Source organism: Streptomyces sp. NPDC031132, assembly GCF_055570595.1.
Genome location: NZ_JBVIGX010000037.1, coordinates 6,013 through 21,928, shown reverse-complemented (window position 1 = coordinate 21,928; position 15,916 = coordinate 6,013). Strand labels below are relative to the sequence as shown.

The 15,916-nt window shown below is 73.1% G+C and carries 16 protein-coding genes; 11 read left to right on the top strand and 5 right to left on the bottom strand.

The window, feature by feature from the left end:
* Positions 1-64: 64 nt before the first annotated feature.
* From ACZ49B_RS33260 to ACZ49B_RS33245, 4 genes are read left to right on the top strand one after another with little or no spacing between them, the layout of a single operon-like run.
* Positions 65-1,378: an ABC transporter substrate-binding protein gene (locus tag ACZ49B_RS33260; RefSeq protein WP_468313326.1), complete on the top strand. Its 1,314-nt coding sequence runs from the start codon at positions 65-67 to the stop codon at positions 1,376-1,378.
* The gene (locus ACZ49B_RS33255) at positions 1,365-2,336 is read left to right on the top strand and encodes a carbohydrate ABC transporter permease (protein WP_468313323.1); all 972 of its coding nucleotides are present in this window, start codon (positions 1,365-1,367) and stop codon (positions 2,334-2,336) included. The genes ACZ49B_RS33260 and ACZ49B_RS33255 overlap by 14 nt, the downstream gene beginning before the upstream one ends.
* Positions 2,333-3,166 carry a carbohydrate ABC transporter permease gene (locus ACZ49B_RS33250; protein ID WP_468313320.1) on the top strand — a complete coding sequence of 278 codons (834 nt, stop codon included), beginning with the start codon at positions 2,333-2,335 and terminating at the stop codon, positions 3,164-3,166. Before ACZ49B_RS33255 ends, ACZ49B_RS33250 begins: the two co-directional genes overlap by 4 nt.
* A gap of 42 nt (positions 3,167-3,208) precedes the next feature.
* On the top strand, positions 3,209-4,627 hold the full coding sequence (locus ACZ49B_RS33245) for a GH1 family beta-glucosidase (RefSeq protein WP_468313319.1): 1,419 nt from the start codon (positions 3,209-3,211) through the stop codon (positions 4,625-4,627).
* On the opposite strand, the gene ACZ49B_RS33240 is transcribed toward ACZ49B_RS33245, so the two are convergent.
* The 3 genes from ACZ49B_RS33240 to ACZ49B_RS33230 all read right to left on the bottom strand — a co-directional run bounded on the left by ACZ49B_RS33240 (position 4,599) and on the right by ACZ49B_RS33230 (position 7,037).
* A complete protein-coding gene (locus tag ACZ49B_RS33240; protein ID WP_468313316.1) occupies positions 4,599-5,213 on the bottom strand; it encodes a HutD/Ves family protein in 615 nt (204 codons plus the stop codon). The two genes, ACZ49B_RS33245 and ACZ49B_RS33240, sit on opposite strands and share 29 nt — an antisense overlap.
* Positions 5,214-5,350: 137 nt before the next feature.
* Positions 5,351-6,088, bottom strand: coding sequence for a hypothetical protein (locus tag ACZ49B_RS33235; RefSeq protein ID WP_468313314.1), 738 nt, complete (start codon positions 6,086-6,088; stop codon positions 5,351-5,353).
* 217 nt (positions 6,089-6,305) lie between these two features.
* Complete coding sequence (locus tag ACZ49B_RS33230; RefSeq protein ID WP_468313312.1) at positions 6,306-7,037, bottom strand: NADPH-dependent F420 reductase; 732 nt, start codon at positions 7,035-7,037, stop codon at positions 6,306-6,308.
* A 376-nt stretch (positions 7,038-7,413) separates the two neighbouring features.
* On the opposite strand from ACZ49B_RS33230, the gene ACZ49B_RS33225 reads away from it, so the two are divergent.
* From ACZ49B_RS33225 to ACZ49B_RS33215, 3 genes are all read left to right on the top strand, one after another.
* A complete protein-coding gene (locus tag ACZ49B_RS33225) occupies positions 7,414-8,643 on the top strand; it encodes an AfsR/SARP family transcriptional regulator (protein ID WP_468313309.1) in 1,230 nt (409 codons plus the stop codon).
* Positions 8,640-8,813: a hypothetical protein gene (locus tag ACZ49B_RS33220; protein ID WP_468313307.1), complete on the top strand. Its 174-nt coding sequence runs from the start codon at positions 8,640-8,642 to the stop codon at positions 8,811-8,813. The genes ACZ49B_RS33225 and ACZ49B_RS33220 overlap by 4 nt, the downstream gene beginning before the upstream one ends.
* Before the next feature lie 127 nt (positions 8,814-8,940).
* Positions 8,941-9,411, top strand: a complete 471-nt coding sequence (locus ACZ49B_RS33215) for a hypothetical protein (RefSeq protein ID WP_468313304.1) — start codon at positions 8,941-8,943, stop codon at positions 9,409-9,411.
* Between the two features lie 68 nt (positions 9,412-9,479).
* Here ACZ49B_RS33215 and ACZ49B_RS33210 read toward each other — a convergent pair whose 3' ends face one another.
* Positions 9,480-10,841, bottom strand: a complete 1,362-nt coding sequence (locus tag ACZ49B_RS33210; protein ID WP_468313301.1) for an FAD-dependent oxidoreductase — start codon at positions 10,839-10,841, stop codon at positions 9,480-9,482.
* Between the two features lie 183 nt (positions 10,842-11,024).
* On the opposite strand from ACZ49B_RS33210, the gene ACZ49B_RS33205 reads away from it, so the two are divergent.
* The gene (locus ACZ49B_RS33205; RefSeq protein ID WP_468313299.1) at positions 11,025-12,068 is read left to right on the top strand and encodes a PHP domain-containing protein; all 1,044 of its coding nucleotides are present in this window, start codon (positions 11,025-11,027) and stop codon (positions 12,066-12,068) included.
* Positions 12,069-12,093: 25 nt separating this feature from the next.
* Here the strand turns inward: ACZ49B_RS33205 and ACZ49B_RS33200 are convergent, their stop codons facing one another.
* Positions 12,094-13,032, bottom strand: a complete 939-nt coding sequence (locus tag ACZ49B_RS33200) for a UbiA family prenyltransferase (RefSeq protein WP_468313296.1) — start codon at positions 13,030-13,032, stop codon at positions 12,094-12,096.
* 76 nt (positions 13,033-13,108) lie between these two features.
* On the opposite strand from ACZ49B_RS33200, the gene ACZ49B_RS33195 reads away from it, so the two are divergent.
* Genes ACZ49B_RS33195 through ACZ49B_RS33185 form a run of 3 tightly spaced genes read left to right on the top strand, consistent with a single transcriptional unit; the run spans position 13,109 to position 15,775 of the window.
* Entirely contained in the window at positions 13,109-14,170 is a 1,062-nt protein-coding gene (locus ACZ49B_RS33195) for a type III polyketide synthase (protein ID WP_468313293.1), read from the top strand.
* A gap of 28 nt (positions 14,171-14,198) precedes the next feature.
* Positions 14,199-14,753 (top strand): isoprenylcysteine carboxyl methyltransferase family protein, encoded by a 555-nt coding sequence (locus tag ACZ49B_RS33190; protein WP_468313413.1) that lies wholly within the window; start codon positions 14,199-14,201, stop codon positions 14,751-14,753.
* Entirely contained in the window at positions 14,750-15,775 is a 1,026-nt protein-coding gene (locus tag ACZ49B_RS33185; protein ID WP_468313291.1) for an NAD(P)/FAD-dependent oxidoreductase, read from the top strand. The genes ACZ49B_RS33190 and ACZ49B_RS33185 overlap by 4 nt, the downstream gene beginning before the upstream one ends.
* Positions 15,776-15,916: the final 141 nt, after the last annotated feature.

The window sequence follows — 15,916 nt, the reverse complement described above, 5'->3', positions numbered from 1 at the left end:
CGCTCTCAACGCTGGCGCACTCCCACCCCCGCACCCTGCCCGTCCAGGCCAAGGAGGCCGCCCCATGTCCATCCCCCGAACCACCCCCGGAACCGTGATCCGACTCGGCGCCCTCGCGCTCACGGGAGTGCTCCTGGCCGCCTGCGGATCCGGGTCCGGGTCGGGCGGTGCGCCCTCCGGCGACGCCGCGGGAGGCGACGTCACGCTCACCGTCGACCTGTTCGGCGCGTTCGGCTACCAGGAGGCCGGGCTCTACGCCGAGTACGAGCAGCTCCACCCCGGCGTCAAGATCAAGCAGACCGACACCGAGGACGAGCAGGACTACTGGAAGTCGCTCCAGACCCGTCTCGCGGGCGGCGGCGGCCTGGCCGACGTCCAGGCCGTCGAGGTCGGCCGGATCGCCTCGGTCACCCAGCAGCAGGCCGGCAAGTTCGTGGACCTGAACCAGTACGGAGCCGGGGCGCTCAAGGGGGAGTTCGCCCCCGCCAAGTGGTCCGCCGCGGCCACCAAGGACGGCAAGGTGCTGGGCCTGGGCACCGATGTCGGCCCCGAGGCCATGTGTTATCGCCGCGACCTGTTCCAGGCCGCCGGACTGCCCACCGACCGCACCGAACTGGCGGCCCGGTGGGCCACCTGGGACGGATACCTCGAACTCGGCCGCCAGTACAAGGAGAAGGCGCCGGCCGGCAGTTCCTGGATCGACAGCGTGGGCAGCCTGAACGCGGTCATGGTCGGCCAGCAGAAGGAGCGCTACTACGACGCCTCGGGCGCCCTGATCTACGAGAACAGCCCCGCCGTGAAGGCCGCCTGGGACGTTTCCGTCAAGGCTGCGGGCGAGGGGCTCAGCGCCAAGCTGGACCAGTGGTCGCCGCCGTGGAACCAGGCGTTCGCCTCCGGCTCCTTCGCCACTCTGCCCTGCCCCGCCTGGATGCTCGGCTACATCAAGGGCCAGGCCGGGGACGCGGGCGAGGGCAAGTGGGACGTCGCGAAGCTGCCCGGCAGCGCGGGCAACTGGGGCGGCGCCTACCTGGCGGTCCCGAGCGCCGCCAAGCACAAGAAGGAGGCGTACGAGCTGATCAAGTGGCTCACCGCGCCCGAGCAGCAGACCAAGGTCTTCCGCAAACAGGGCAACTTCCCGTCGGCCACCAAGTCCATCAGTCAGATAGCCGACGCCAAGGACCCCTACTTCTCCGATGCGCCGATCGGCCGGATCTTCGGTGACGCCGCCGAACAGGCCCCCGTCCAGGTGCTCGGCCTGCACGACAAGGACATCGCCGACCAGATCAACAACGCGCTGAGCGAGGTCGAACGCAAGGGCACTGCCCCCGAGACGGCCTGGTCGAACGCGAAGAAGGCCGTCAAGAATGCCCTCGGCTGAGCCGCTGGCGCCGCCGGCGCCCCTGACCGCCCCGGCGCCGCCGGTCCCGCCGCCCCCGCGGCGCGGGCGGCCGCCGGCTTCGCTGTCCCCGTATGCCTTCCTCGCGCCCTTCTTCACCCTGTTCGCCGCGTTCGGGATCTTCCCGCTGCTCTACACGGCGTACGTCTCCCTCTACCGCGCCGAACTGCAGACCCCCGGCGAGCTGGAGTGGCGCGGCCTCGGCAACTACACGGCGCTGTTCACCGATCCGTTCTTCTGGACGGCGCTGCGCAACACGTTCACCATCGGCGTCCTGTCCACGGTGCCCCAACTGCTGATGGCGCTGGGCCTGGCCCACCTGCTCAACTACCGGCTCCGGGCCCGCACGTTCTTCCGTACCGCGCTGCTGCTGCCGTACGCGACCTCGGTCGCCGCCGCGTCGTTGATCTTCGCGCAGCTCTTCGGGCACGATTTCGGGCTCGTGAACCGCCTGTTGGACCTGGTGGGCATCCACCCGGTCGACTGGCAGAACGGTACGACGGCCTCCCAGATCGCCGTCTCGTCCATCGTGGTCTGGCGCTGGACCGGCTACAACGCGCTGATCTACCTGGCGGGCATGCAGACGATCCCGATCGAGCTCTACGAGGCGGCCGAGGTCGACGGCGCCTCCCGCCTGCGGCAGTTCCTGCACGTGACACTGCCGGGGCTGCGCCCCACGATCGTCTTCACCTCGATCGTCTCGACGATCGGCGCCACGCAGCTGTTCGGCGAGCCGCTGCTGTTCGAGGGGTCGATGTCCGGCGGCATCTCGCACCAGTACCAGACCCTCGGCCTGTACATGTACGAGCAGGGCTGGGGCTTCTTCCACCTGGGCCGGGCGGCGGCCATCGCCTGGGTGATGTTCCTGCTGATCGTGGTGCTGGTCGGGGTTAACGCCGTGGCCGCGCGCCACCGTTCCCGTAAGGAGGCCGGCCGATGAGCGCGCACGTCTCCGCCCGGCGCGGCGGAAGGACCACGTACGTGGTCCTGATCTGCGCCGTGCTGGTCTCGGCCTTCCCGCTGTACTGGACCCTCGTCGCCGCGAGCCGCTCCAACGCCGAACTGGCCCGGCCCCTACCGGCGTTGCTGCCCGGCCCGCGGCTCCTGGACAACCTCCGGGCCGTCCTGGACGAGGCGGCCATCGGCACGGCGCTGCTCAACTCGCTGATCGTCTCGGGGGCGATCACCGTCGGCACGGTGCTGTGCTCCACGCTGGCCGGGTTCGCCTTCGCCAAACTCCGCTTCCGCGGCCGCGGGGCGCTGCTCGGCGCCGTCGTCGCCTCGATGATGATCCCGCCGCAGCTCGGGGTGATCCCGCTGTTCATGCTGATCGTCGAACTGCACTGGGTGAACCAGCTGCAGGCCGTCGTGCTGCCCGGGCTCGTCTCGGCGTTCGGCGTGTTCTTCATGCGGCAGTTCCTGGTGCAGTCGCTGCCGGACGAGCTGATCGAGGCGGCGCGGGTGGACGGGGCCTCGCACGCCCGGATCTTCTGGTCGATCGTCGTGCCGATCGCCCGCCCGGCGATGGCGGTCCTGGGCCTGCTCACCTTCATGACGGCCTGGAACGACTTCTTCTGGCCGATCGTCGCGCTGTCGTCGCAGGAGCCGACCGTCCAGGTCGCGCTGCGCCAGCTGGGCGGCGGATACGTCCACGACCAGTCCGTGATCATGGCCGGCACCCTGCTCGGCACGCTGCCCGTGCTGCTGGTCTTCGGACTGCTCGGCCGGCAGATCGTCGGCGGCATCATGCAGGGCGCGGTCAAGGGCTGACGCAGCCGTCCCGGCCTTCCCTCACCTTCCTGGAGTCTTCCCATGACCACGCTCGACGCCTCTCCCGTCACGAAGACGGGCCTCTCCTTCCCGGCCGGATTTCGCTGGGGCACGGCCACCGCCGCGTACCAGATCGAGGGCGCAGCCGGCCTGTACGGCCGGACGCCCTCCATCTGGGACACCTTCAGCCGCACCCCCGGCAGGGTCCGCAACGGCGACACCGGGGACACGGCCGCCGACCACTACCACCGCATGACCGAGGACGTCGCCCTGCTCCGGCGGCTCGGCGTCAGCGACTACCGCTTCTCGGTGGCCTGGCCGCGGGTCCAGCCCACCGGCCGGGGGCCCGCCGTCCAGCAGGGCCTGGACTTCTACCGGCGGCTCGCCGACGCGTTGCTGGCCGCCGGGATCCGGCCGGTCGCCACGCTCTACCACTGGGACCTGCCTCAGGAGCTCGAGGACCTGGGGGGCTGGCCGCGGCGGGAGACCGCAGAGCGGTTCGCCGCGTACGCGGGGCTCGTGGCCGGGGCGCTCGGCGACCGGGTGGCGAGCTGGACCACGTTCAACGAGCCCTGGTGCGCGGCCTTCCTCGGTTACGCGTCCGGGGTGCACGCCCCGGGCCGCACCGAGCCGGCGTCCGCGCTCCAGGCCGCCCACCACTTCAACCTGGCCCACGGCCTGGGCGTGGCGGCGCTGCGCGCCGTCCTCCCCCGGTCGGCCGAGGTCTCGCTGACGCTGAACCTGCACGCGCTGCGGCCGCTGACGCACTCCGCCGGCGATCTGGACGCGGTGCGCCGGATCGACGCGGTGGGCAACAGGATCTTCCTCGACCCGGTCTTCCACGGGCGCCTGCCGGAGGACCTGGTGCGCGACACCGCCGGGGTGACGGACTGGTCCTTCGTCCGGGACGGCGACCTGGCCGCCGCCGCGGCGCCGATCGACTGGCTGGGCCTCAACTACTACTCCCCGACGGTGGTCGCGGCGGCCGGGCCGGGGGACCCTGAGCGGTCCGCCGGGCCCTCGCCGTGGGTGGGCGCCGAGGAGCACGTACGCTTCCTGCCCGCGCCGGGGCCGCGGACGGCCATGGACTGGCCCGTGGACGCGGGAGGCCTGCACGAGCTGCTGGTCCGGCTGCGCGACGAACTGCCTCGCGTACCGGTGCTGATCACGGAGAACGGCGCGGCGTACGTGGACTACGCCGACCCGGAGGGCGATGTGCACGATCCGGAGCGCGTCGACTACCTGCGCGGCCATCTGGCCGCGGTGCACCGGGCGATCGCGGACGGGGCCGATGTACGCGGGTACTTCGTGTGGTCGCTGCTGGACAACTTCGAGTGGGCGTACGGCTACAGCAAGCGGTTCGGCCTCGTCCACGTCGACTTCGCGACCCAGCGGCGCACGCTGAAGGACAGTGCCCGCTGGTACGCCGACGTCATCGCCCGTGGCGGCCTGCCAGCCTGACCACCGCCGCGCGCGCCGGAGTACGCAGGCGGCAGGTGTGGGCCCCGGTGATCCGGACCGCGTCGTACGGGCCGAGGGTGACGGGGCCGGCTGCGGCTGCGGCTCCGGTGCCGGTTCCGCCTTCGAGTTCCGCCCGGCCCTGGAGCGCGACCACCAGCAGGGTCTCCCCCGGCGCGGCGGTGAGCGCGAGGGCGCCCCGTACGACTGCGGTCTCCGCGTGCACGCGGTCGCGGCGGTACATCACGTTGAAGTTCACGACGGGCCCGTCGAGGAGCCTGCACTCGGTGGGCGCGTCGCCGGGGAAGTCCTGCGGCGCGTAGCGCTCGTCGACGAGGCGGCGGGCGCCGGCCACCGTGAGGTCCATGCCCGCCCCCTCGGCCAGGGTCAGCGTGCGGTCGACGCCGGGGAAGGCCGAGAAGGGCCCGTCCGCGGCCACCTCGGCGAGGCTGACCCGCCATCCGAAGTCGGCCATCCCGGCGCCCTCGGGCCAGGCCGCGATCTCCCGGGTCACCCCACCGCCGTTCTTCCACGCGACGGCCGCGCGGTCGCCCGCGCGCAGGATCCGGACCTCGTCGCCGCCGGTCATGACACTGCTCCTTCGATCGGTGAGCACCGCCCCTGCGGCCTGACCGAGCCTATCCACGCCGGCGACCGCGTGAAGCGGCCGTACCGCTGGGGTCGCCGCGGTGGGTACGGGAGCGGAAACGGGAACGGGAACGGGAGTCAGAGAATGCGCCGGGTGGTGTGGGGCAGCGAGAAGTACCCCGGGCGTCCCACGTCGAGCGGGGCGCCCTCGGCGGCGTCCGTGTCGAGTGCGTACACCATGAGCGGGCTGCTGCCGCTGGGGCCCGTGGCGGTGGCGCGGAGCCGGTAGCGCTCGGTGCGGACGGCGTCGCGGGCGAGGGGGGCGCCGCCCTCGTAGAGGTGGGCCGGCTTGGCGTCGGTGGCCATCCGCAGGTCCACGGTGCGCCAGGTGCCGGTGACCGGGTCGCGCCGTTCCAGTACGTAGGGGGACGCGGGTCCGGGCAGGTCGCCGGGCTCGCCGGTCAGGGGCTCCATCTGGAAGGCGATCAGCAGGTGCCCGTAGGCCTGGGAGTTGCCGTTGCGGACGGTGACCGTGAACTCCTGTGCGGGGCCGCCGCGGACCAGGTTCAGCCTGCCGCCCGCGGCGGCCGCGCTCAGCGACAGCCGGGTCGCGGGGGCGGGGGCCGACGGCGCCGGCGTCTTCGCGGGCGTCGCCGAGGACGTGGGGGTGGAGCTGGCGGTGGGCGTGGGCGCCGGTGAGGACACGGCCGGGGTCCCCGACACGGTCGCCGTCGGCGAGACCGAGCCCGAGGGCGAGGCGCCCGACGACCGGGTGGGAGCGGCCGGGGTGTCCGGGTGCCCGGTGCAGGCCGTCAGAACGGCCGACAGCGCCGCCAGTACCGCCGAGACGATCATCAGACGGGGTCTGACGTGCAAGGTGCCCTCCTACGCTCCTGTGACGGCAGGACCGTAGCAAGGACGGCCCGCCGGCACAGGGGCCCGGCGCATGACACTTCGGTCACGGTTGTCGACCGGGGCCAGGGCCGGCGGCCGGCGGCCGGCGGCCGGAGCGGGGCCCGGCCGACGCCGGAGTCCGGGCGGGCGCCCGGGCCCGGCGGCGCAGTCCCCGTCCCCCGCGCCCGGCCTCGGACGGTCAGCCCTTGAACTCCGCCGTCCGGACCGGGGAGGCCTCGGCCAGGGCCTTCACCACGGCCTCGGTCCCCGCCCGCAGCCCGTACACGGGCGTGCCGGGCTGCTGGCGCCAGGAGTCGTCGAGGCCGCCCGCGTCGACGGAGTCGAAGCCGAGTTCGTCGATGAGCGCCCGGACGGTCTGCTTCGCCGCCTCGTCGTCGCCGGCGACCGGGAGGGCCATCCGGTCCGGGTCCCCGGCCGGGCGGTGCCGGTCGAGGATGTCCTCGGCGTACGTCCCGTTGAAGGCCTTGACCACCGGGTGCCCGATGTGGCGCTCGCTCCAGCGGCTCTCGGTCAGGCCCTCGTCCTCGATCTCGGCGATGCGGCCGTCGCGCTGCTTCGGGTAGTAGTTCCCGGTCTCGATGACGACGAAGTCCTTCGCCGCCTGATCGAAGAGCCCGGCGGGCAGCTGCGGCACGTTCTTCAGGGGGATGGTGACCACGACGACCTCGGCCCCGCGGGCCGCCTGCGCCACCGTGACCGGCGTGGCCCCGGTCTCCTTCACGAGGTCGGACAGGGTCTCGGGGCCACGAGAGTTCGCCACGGACACCTCGTGTCCGAGCGCGGTCAGGCGGCGCGTCAGGTTGCCGCCGATGTTGCCTGCGCCGATGATGCCGATCTTCATGAGCTCTCCAGTGCGTGCAGGGTGGTCGGGTGTTGCGTGGAGTCCGAACCACCGGCAGCCGCCGCGCATTCCGGATATGGGCCTCCCGTCTGCGGATCCCCCGTTCGAGTGGCCGGATCCAAGCCACACGGAACCGGCCATGGATTTCGGCCACGCCTCCCTGAAATCACCTTCGATTGCCGCGCGACGACATCCGGACGGGGAAATTCGTTTACGCGTGAACATTTCCATGAAACGGCGGTATCTTCACGGGGCTCCAGAGTGACGAAGGGAAAGAGAAGCGCCGGTGGGGCCGAAACAAGCCGGGGGCGACTCGACTTTCGCAAGATCCTTTATGTAGGGTTTCCTTCATTCGCCGCCCACGAGGGACGGCGAGCAGACGCGGCCGACCACCGCCCCTGTCCTGCTCGTTCGCGAAAATGTGACCCGACAACGAGGGACCATCATGCGGTTCCAGCTTTTGGGGCCGCCGAGTATTGCGCGCGGCCCGGAAACCGTAGTTCTCAAACCGTCCCAACCCACCAGTCTTCTGACGGCCCTTCTGTTGCACCCCGGAGTCGTGGTTTCGACCACCTGTCTGCTGCATGCGGTGTGGGACGAGGAACCGGCCGCCACCGCACGCGCCGCGTTGCAGACGTGCGTACTGCGGCTGCGCGGGCTGTTCACGGAGTACGGCATATCCACGACCACCATCGAGGCCGTACCCGGCGGATACCGGATGCCCAACGACACCGGGACCCCCGACCTCGCGCTCTTCCGCGCCCTGACGGCGCAGGCCACGGGTGCCACCGGCCCGGGCGAGGAGCTGTACCGCCTGCGCGAGGCACGGTCCCTGTGGCACGGGCCGCCGCTGGCCAACGTGGCCTCGCGCATGCTCCGGCGCGACGCGGCGCCGGCGCTCGAACAGGAGCGGCTGCGCGTGCTGGAGCGGGTCTGCGATCTCGAACTCGCCGCCGGGAACTGCCATCAGGTCCTGGTCGACCTGTACGAGAGCGCCCGCCGGCATCCGGTGCGCGAGCGGTTCACCGAACAGCTCATCGAGGCCTTTTACCGCACCGGGCGCCAGGCGGAGGCCCTCGCCGAGTACCGGACCGTACGGGACCGGCTGCGCGACGAGCTCGGCGTCGACCCGGGTGCCGGGCTGCGCCGCCTGGAGCTGGCGATCCTGCGCTCCGAGGACCTCGGAGGGCCCGAAGCGGCCGGCGCGCGGCCTGCCCTGCCGCGGGCCGCCCACCCCGGGGCACTGCCGGCGGTGCCGGGAGGGCCGGCGCCGTCTGCCGAGCCCGCAGCGGACAGCGGCTGGCGCGGGGTGCCCAGGACCCGGCCCGGGCGCCCGTGGCTCATCGCCCGTGCCCGGGTTCGCCGGCCGGGAGGCCGACCGCGCCGCGATCGCCGCACGCCTGACCTCCGCCGAAGGGCCGCGGCTGGTCGTCGTCTCCGGGGCCCCCGGCATCGGGAAGTCGGCGCCGGCCCACCAGTGCGCGTACGAGGTCCGGGACGAGTCCCCGGCGGGGTCTTCACCCTCGTGCCGGCCCGGCCCGCCGGCGCCGGGCAGGTGCTGCCGCTGCTGCCCGCGGCCGAGGACGTCGCCGTCCTGGTCACCAGCACGGCGACACGGGCCGGGCACTGCACGGGGCACAGGGCGTGCGCCTGGCGTACGGGATGCCGGGGGTGATCGGTCCGGCGGCCCGGTCGGCGGCCCCCGGCGCGACGGCGACGGAGAAGCCGGCCGTCCTGCCGGCCAACCATGCGCCGGACTTCGCGCCGGACGTGCGCACGGCGCTCCCGGCGGGCGTGCGGGCGCTGCGGGCGGCGGCGCTGAGCTGCCTGGGTTCGCCCCGATAGGCGGCTGTACGCCATCTGCGCCGCATTCAGGCCATTTCGCACGTTCCGAGAACCATCCGCGGGGGCGGCGGCGTCGCTGGGTTCAGCTACTCGGCAACTCGGCTCAGCACGGTGAAAGGTCCGAACGATGTTCAAGCTTCCGGCCAAGCGCACCGCTTCTCTCGCCCTCGCGGCCACCGCCGCGACGGCCGCTCTCACCCTCGCCCTCGTCACCACCGCCTCCGCGACCGGCGCTGCCGGCGCGCAGGCGCCGTCCGTGTCCGGCAGCCCGGAGGGCGCGTTCTCCCGGATCGCCACCTTCTACGGGGCGTACATCGACGCGGTGTACGACGGAGACGGCACGCGCGCGCAGCAGCTGCGGGCCGCCTACCTCTCCGTACCGCTCCAGCGCGAGCTGGAGGAGTGGGAGGGGACCCACCACGCGGACGGGGTCCTGCACGCCCAGAACGTGCCGCTGGAGTGGAAGGTCACCTACGTCGACAGCGGGATGGGCAAGACCAACGCCACCGTCACCCTGACCTGGAGCGGCAGTGACACCACCCGGCTCCACGTCCAGGCCGATCTGAAGACCCGGAAGATCCTCTCCATCAAGGACTGACGACGCTCCGGACATGCAGGTGGGGGCCACCGCCGGCGGCCCCCACCCGAATCAACCACGCGTGGCGGTTACGCTCCGCTCGCCTTCAGCATGTCCTCGCGCTCGACGAGCTTCACGCGCTCGCGGCCCTGCGGCTCGCCCAGCGCCTTCTCGGCCGCGTCGAGCTTGTACCAGCCCTCCCACGTCGTGAAGCGGACGTTCCGCTCGGCCAGGAAGGCCTCGACGGCCTCCGGCGCGGGCGCGGCGGGCGTCCGCAGGCGGCCGCCCGCGTGGTCCTCGAGGAGGTTCGCGACGGTCTCGTTCGCGTCGCCCTTGGTGTGGCCGATGAGGCCGATCGGTCCGCGCCGGATCCAGCCGGTGACGTACGTCGACTGCAGGTGCGCGCCGGCTTCGATCACACGGCCGCCCTCGTCCGGGACCGTGCCGCTGGCGACGTCCCACGGCAGCTTGGGCAGTTCGTCCGAGAGGTAGCCCACGGCGCGGTAGACGGACTGGACGTCCCAGTCGGTGAACTGGCCGGTGCCCTTGACGTTGCCCGTGCCGTCGAGCTCGGTGCGCTCGGTGCGCAGTCCGACGACCTTGCCGTCCTCGCCGAGGATCTCGGCGGGCGACTCGAAGAAGTGCAGGAAGAGCTTGTGCGGGCGCTCGCCGATGTCGCGGATCGCCCAGTTCTCCAGGGTCTTGGCGACCATGTCCGCCTGCTTGTTGGAGCGGCGGGTGGCGATCGAGCCCTCGTCGTAGTCGATGTCCTCGGGGTTGACGATGACCTCGATGTTGGGCGAGTGGTCGAGCTCGCGCAGCTCCATCGGGCTGAACTTGGCCTGCGCCGGACCGCGGCGGCCGAAGACGTGCACCTCGAGCGCCTTGTTGGCCTTGAGGCCGTCGTAGACGTTCGCCGGGATCTCGGTCGGCAGCAGCTCGTCCGCGGTCTTCGCCAGGATGCGCGCGACGTCGAGGGCGACGTTGCCGACGCCGAGGACGGCGACCTTCTCGGCCTCCAGCGGCCAGGTGCGCGGGACGTCGGGGTGGCCGTCGTACCAGGAGACGAAGTCGGCGGCGCCGTACGAGCCGTCGAGCTCGACGCCCGGTATGGCGAGCGCACGGTCGGCGGTCGCGCCGGTGGAGAAGATCACGGCGTCGTAGAACGAGTGGAGTTCGTCGAGGCTGATGTCGTTCGGGTAGTCCACGTTGCCGAACAGGCGTACCTGCGGCTTGTCGAGCACCTGGTGCAGGGCGGTGATGATGCCCTTGATCCGCGGGTGGTCGGGGGCGACGCCGTACCGGATCAGGCCGAAGGGGGCGGGCATCCGCTCGAACAGGTCGATGGAGACACCCGGCTCGGCGGCCGCCTCGGACTTCAGCAGCGCATCGGCGGCGTAGATTCCGGCGGGGCCGGCACCGACGATTGCTACCCGCAGGGGGCGAGGCATGACAGGTTCCCTTCGACCGACAAAAAACTGGATCAAGAGAACCCTAAACTAAGGCCACCCTAACCCGGCACCCGCCCCCTGGTTATGACCCTATAAACAAGGCTTATGGCCTTCCCAAGACATCCTTGGGGTTCCCCGTCACACTGGAACCGGCCCGTCACACGGCAACCAGGAGGTGTGCCGATGGATCCGGTAGCGGCGCTGGAGCGGATCGCCTTCCTGCTGGAGCGGGGGCAGGCGCCCACCTACCGGGTGCAGGCCTTCCGGAGGGCGGCCGGCGCAATCACCCGTATGGGCGAAGGCGAGGTACAGGAGCGGGTCGGGGCCGGAACCCTCGAAGCGGTCAAGGGCATCGGGCCGAAGACCGCCCAGGTGGTGCGGGAGGCGGTCGGCGGGGCGATCCCCGCGTACCTGCAGAAACTCGAGGACGAGATCGCGGCGCACCCCGAGGGTCCCCCGGCCGGTCCTGCCGCCCGCGCGCTGCGCGCGGCCCTGCGGGGGGACTGCCATCTGCACTCCGAGTGGTCCGACGGCGGCAGCCCGATCGAGGCCATGGGGCGGACGGCGGCCGAGCTGGGTCACGAGTGGGCCGTGCTCACCGACCATTCGCCGAGCCTGACCGTCGCCCGGGGCCTGTCGCCGGAGCGGCTGCGCGAGCAGCTGGAGGTGGTGGCGCAGCTGAACGAGACGTGGGCGCCCTTCCGGCTGCTGACCGGCATCGAGTGCGACATCCTGCTGGACGGCTCGCTGGACCAGGAGCCGGAGCTGCTGGACCAGCTGGACGTGGTCGTCGGATCCGTCCACTCCAAGCTGCGGATGGAGTCGCCCGCGATGACACGGCGGCTGCTGGCGGCCGTACGCAACCCCCTGATGGACGTCCTGGGCCACTGCACGGGACGGCTGGTGACGGGGCGCGGCCGTCCCGAGTCGCAGTTCGACGCGGAGGCGGTGTTCGCCGCCTGCGCCGAGTCCGGGACCGCCGTGGAGATCAACAGCAGGCCCGAACGGCTGGACCCGCCCCGTCGGCTGCTGCGGCTGGCCGTGGAGGCCGGCACGCTTTTCGCGATCGACACGGACGCCCATGCCCCGGGCCAGCTGGACTGGCAGCTGCTCGGCTGCGAACGGGCCGCGGAGTGCGGGGTACCGGCCGGGCGCGTCGTGAACACCTGGCCGCGGGAGCAGCTGCTGGAGTGGACCCGGACCCGCAAGCCGCCGGCCGCGGACTGAGGCGTGGGCCGGCGCTCGGGCCGCGTCAGCGGAGCCCGGCCAGGTCCGCCCCGCGTACCAGCAGCAGCACGACATCGCCCCCGGCGACCGCCATCGTGACCAGGAACGGGATCCGGCTCCGGCCGGGCGGCCGACCGGCCCCGAGGAGTACCGCCGCCGCCGTCGCCGCGAGCAGCCCCCAGCCGTACGGGGGCACCCGCCCCGGCGGTCCGGCGACCAGGGCCACGGCCGAGCCGAGGACCAGCAGCCCCCCGACGGCCGCCGAGCGCCTGGCGCCGAGCCGGTGCGGCAGGCCCACCACGCCCGTGGCCAGGTCGTCGTCGATGTCGGGCAGCACGTTGGCGAAATGCGCACCCGCGCCCAGCAGGGCCGCCGCGGCCGTCAGCCACCACGGCGGCCAGGGCGCCCCGGGCAGACCCAGCATGACGAAGGCGGGGAGCAGTCCGAAGGCGAGGGCGTACGGGAGCCAGGAGACGGCGGTGCCCTTCAGCCGCAGGTTGTACGCCCAGGCGGCGGCCACCCCGCACAGGTGCGCGCAGCCGGCGGGCCATCCGCCGGCCAGCGACAGCGGGACGCAGAGAAGCAGGGCCGTGAGCGCCGCGGCCGTCACCGCGGCGGGCCGTACCGCGCCGGAGACCAGGGGTTTGTCGCGGCGGCCCGTCGCCAGGTCCCGGCCGAGGTCCACCCGGTCGTTGCACCAGCCCACGGACAGCTGACCCGCGGCCACCGCGGCCACGGTGAGCGCCGCCCCCGGGAGGCTGCGCCCCACGGCCGCGGCGAGGGTTGCGGCGAAGACCGTCACGGCGATCGCGGGCACGGGGTGGCAGGCTCCCAGCAGCCCGAACAGGCCGGACAGACCGGGCACGGGCGGCGGCGACGGGCCCACGGCGGGCGCGGGCGGACCGGTCGGCGGGGTCGCGGCGTGGGTCGGCGGAGTTCCGTCTGCGGCTCGGGCGGAGGGCACGCGATCACGTTATGCCGCGCCGCGCCCGGTACACGGCATTCCTCACGAAGTGTCAGTTGTTCCCTATGTTGAATCAATGACGCGTGTCCTGGCAGTGAGCAGTGTGTTCCCGCCCCACCGCTATCGCCAGTCCGAGATCGCGGCGGCGCTCGCCCGCTTCCTGCCTCCGGGGGCCGACACCGCCCTCCTCCACCGGCTGCACGCCTCGGTGGGCGTCGAGTCCCGCCACCTCGCGCTCCCGCTGGAGCGCTACGGTCCGTCGAACGACTTCGGCGGTACGAACGCCGTCTTCGTGGAGACGGCCGAGGAGCTCGGCGCCCGCGCCGTCGAAGCCGCCCTGACCGCGGGCCACCTGACGGCGCGCGAGGTCGACCTGGTCATGTCGACCACGGTGACCGGGCTCGCGACGCCCTCGCTGGAAGCCCGCCTCGCCACCCGTACCGGTCTGCGCCCCGACGTGAAGCGGCTGCCGCTCTTCGGCCTCGGCTGCGCGGCCGGCGCCGCCGGGCTCGGCCACCTCCACGACTACCTGGCGGGCCGCCCGGACCACGCGGCCCTGCTGCTTTCCACCGAGCTCTGCTCCCTCACCCTGCAGCCCTCGGACACCTCGACGGCGAATCTGGTGGCCGGCGCCCTCTTCGGCGACGGGGCCGGGGCGCTGCTCGCCGTGGGCCGCGGCCATCCGCTGCACGGCACGCGACCGGGGCCTTCGGTCGTGGCCGCGCGCAGCCGCCTGTACCCGGGCACCGAGGGACTCCTCGGCTGGGACATCGGCCACTGGGGCTTCCGGATGGTGCTGGGCCGTGAACTGCCCGACCTGGTCAGGCTGCACGTGGCCGAGGAGATCGAGACGTTCCTCGCCGGGCACGACCTCAAGCCGCCGGACGTCGACGCGTGGATCGTCCATCCCGGCGGGCCGAAGGTCCTGGACGTGCTGGCGGACGCGCTGGCACTGCCGGACTCCGCCTTCGCGGCGAGCCGGCGCTCGCTGGCGGACGCGGGCAACCTCTCCTCGGCCTCGGTCCTGCACGTCCTCGACGCGGTCCAGGCGGCCGGGCCGCCCGCACCGGGCTCGGTCGGGCTGATGATCGCCTTCGGACCGGGCTTCGCCTCCGAACTCGTCCTCCTGCGCTGGTGACCTCATGCTGACGAACCCGATCAACCCGATGGACCCGTACCTGCTGCTCATGGCTCTCGTCGTGGCCGAGCGGCTCGCCGAACTCGCCGTCGCCCGCCGCAACGCGCGCTGGAGCCTGTCCCGGGGCGCCATCGAGTACGGCCGCGGCCACTATCCCGCCATGGTCGCCCTGCACACGGCGCTGCTGCTGGGCTGCGTGGTGGAGCCGCTCGTCGCCGACCGCCCGTTCCTGCCCGCACTGGGCTGGCCCGCACTCGCCCTCGTACTGGCGGCCCAGGGACTGCGCTGGTGGTGCATCAGCACCCTCGGCCCGCGGTGGAACACCCGGGTGCTGGTGGTCCCGGGGCTGCCGCTGGTGGCGGCGGGTCCGTACCGGCTGATGCGCCACCCGAACTACGTCGCGGTCGTCGTGGAGGGTGCGGCGCTGCCGCTGGTGCACACCGCCTGGATGACGGCGGCGGGCTTCACCGTGCTGAACCTCCTGCTGCTCGGCGTACGCATCCGCTGCGAGGAGGACGCACTGGCCCATGCCGCGCCCGTCTACCGCAGCGCCGTGCCGGCGGAGGGCGGGGCGGCCCGGTGATCGACCTGCTCGTCGCGGGAGGCGGCCCGGCGGGGCTGGCCACGGCCATCCACGGGGCGCTGGCCGGGATGGAGGTCGTGGTCCTGGAGCCGCGCCCCACCCCGATCGACAAGGCCTGCGGCGAGGGGCTGATGCCGGGAGCCGTCCGCCGCCTCCAGGAGCTCGGCGTGTCCGTGCCGGGCAGCCCGTTCCGCGGCATCCGCTACCTGGACGGAGTGAGCGGCCTGCACGCGGAGGGGCTGTTCCACACCGGGCCGGGTCTCGGCACCCGCCGCACCGTCCTCCAGGCGGCGCTGGCCGAACGCGCCGACCGGCTGGGCGTACGGGTGCTCCCGCGGCGCGTCGGCGAGGTCCGCCAGGACGAGGACCGGGTCGGTGCGGCCGGCTTGACGGCCCGCCACCTCGTCGCGGCGGACGGCCTGCACTCCCCCGTCCGGCGCGGCCTGGGCCTGGCGGCGCCACCCGCCCCCGGCCGGCCGGCCCGCTACGGGCTGCGCCGCCATTACGCCGTGGAGCCCTGGAGCGACCTGGTCGAGGTCCACTGGTCGGCGCACTGCGAGGCATACGTGACCCCGCTGGGGCCCGGCCGGGTCGGCGTGGCGGTCCTCACCACCGAACGCGCCCCCTTCGACGTACAGCTGGCCCGGTTCCCGCTGCTGTCCTCGCGGCTGGCCGGGTCCTGCGGTTCGGCGGTGCGCGGCGCCGGGCCGCTGCGCCAGCAGGCGCGGGTACGGGTCGCGGGGCGGGTCCTGTTCGTCGGGGACGCCGCGGGGTACGTGGACGCGCTGACCGGCGAGGGGCTGACCTTGGCCGTGACAGCGGCGGGTGAACTCGTCCGCTGCGTACGGGAGGGCCGGCCGCAGGCGTACGAGCGGGCCTGGCGGGAGCTGTCGCGCAGCTACCGCACGCTCACCGCGTCGTTGCTGTGGGCACGCCAACAGCCGCGGCTCGCGGGGCGGATCGTCCCGTTGGCGGCCCGGCTGCCGAGGGTCTTCACGCGCGGGGTCAACCTGCTCGCGTAGGACGGCGGTACCGGCCGTACGTACGCATGCCACGGGGGCGGGGGGGGAGAGGGGCGCAGGGCGCCCCACCCCCCCGGAGGGTGCTCGGCGACCACCCCCGGCCGCGGTGGACAAGGCCGGGGGGGAAACAGCGGCAAGGAA

What these genes read in the sequence shown, in the direction of transcription:
- ACZ49B_RS33260 (WP_468313326.1), top strand. Translation starts at nt 65, where the DNA reads ATGTCCATCCCCCGAACCACCCCCGGAACCGTGATCCGACTCGGCGCC.
- ACZ49B_RS33255 (WP_468313323.1), top strand. Translation starts at nt 1,365, where the DNA reads ATGCCCTCGGCTGAGCCGCTGGCGCCGCCGGCGCCCCTGACCGCCCCG.
- ACZ49B_RS33250 (WP_468313320.1), top strand. Translation starts at nt 2,333, where the DNA reads ATGAGCGCGCACGTCTCCGCCCGGCGCGGCGGAAGGACCACGTACGTG.
- ACZ49B_RS33245 (WP_468313319.1), top strand. Translation starts at nt 3,209, where the DNA reads ATGACCACGCTCGACGCCTCTCCCGTCACGAAGACGGGCCTCTCCTTC.
- ACZ49B_RS33240 (WP_468313316.1), bottom strand. Translation starts at nt 5,213, where the DNA reads ATGACCGGCGGCGACGAGGTCCGGATCCTGCGCGCGGGCGACCGCGCG.
- ACZ49B_RS33230 (WP_468313312.1), bottom strand. Translation starts at nt 7,037, where the DNA reads ATGCGCGGCGGCTGCCGGTGGTTCGGACTCCACGCAACACCCGACCAC.
- ACZ49B_RS33225 (WP_468313309.1), top strand. Translation starts at nt 7,414, where the DNA reads ATGCGGTTCCAGCTTTTGGGGCCGCCGAGTATTGCGCGCGGCCCGGAA.
- ACZ49B_RS33215 (WP_468313304.1), top strand. Translation starts at nt 8,941, where the DNA reads ATGTTCAAGCTTCCGGCCAAGCGCACCGCTTCTCTCGCCCTCGCGGCC.
- ACZ49B_RS33210 (WP_468313301.1), bottom strand. Translation starts at nt 10,841, where the DNA reads ATGCCTCGCCCCCTGCGGGTAGCAATCGTCGGTGCCGGCCCCGCCGGA.
- ACZ49B_RS33205 (WP_468313299.1), top strand. Translation starts at nt 11,025, where the DNA reads ATGGATCCGGTAGCGGCGCTGGAGCGGATCGCCTTCCTGCTGGAGCGG.
- ACZ49B_RS33195 (WP_468313293.1), top strand. Translation starts at nt 13,109, where the DNA reads ATGACGCGTGTCCTGGCAGTGAGCAGTGTGTTCCCGCCCCACCGCTAT.
- ACZ49B_RS33190 (WP_468313413.1), top strand. Translation starts at nt 14,199, where the DNA reads ATGGACCCGTACCTGCTGCTCATGGCTCTCGTCGTGGCCGAGCGGCTC.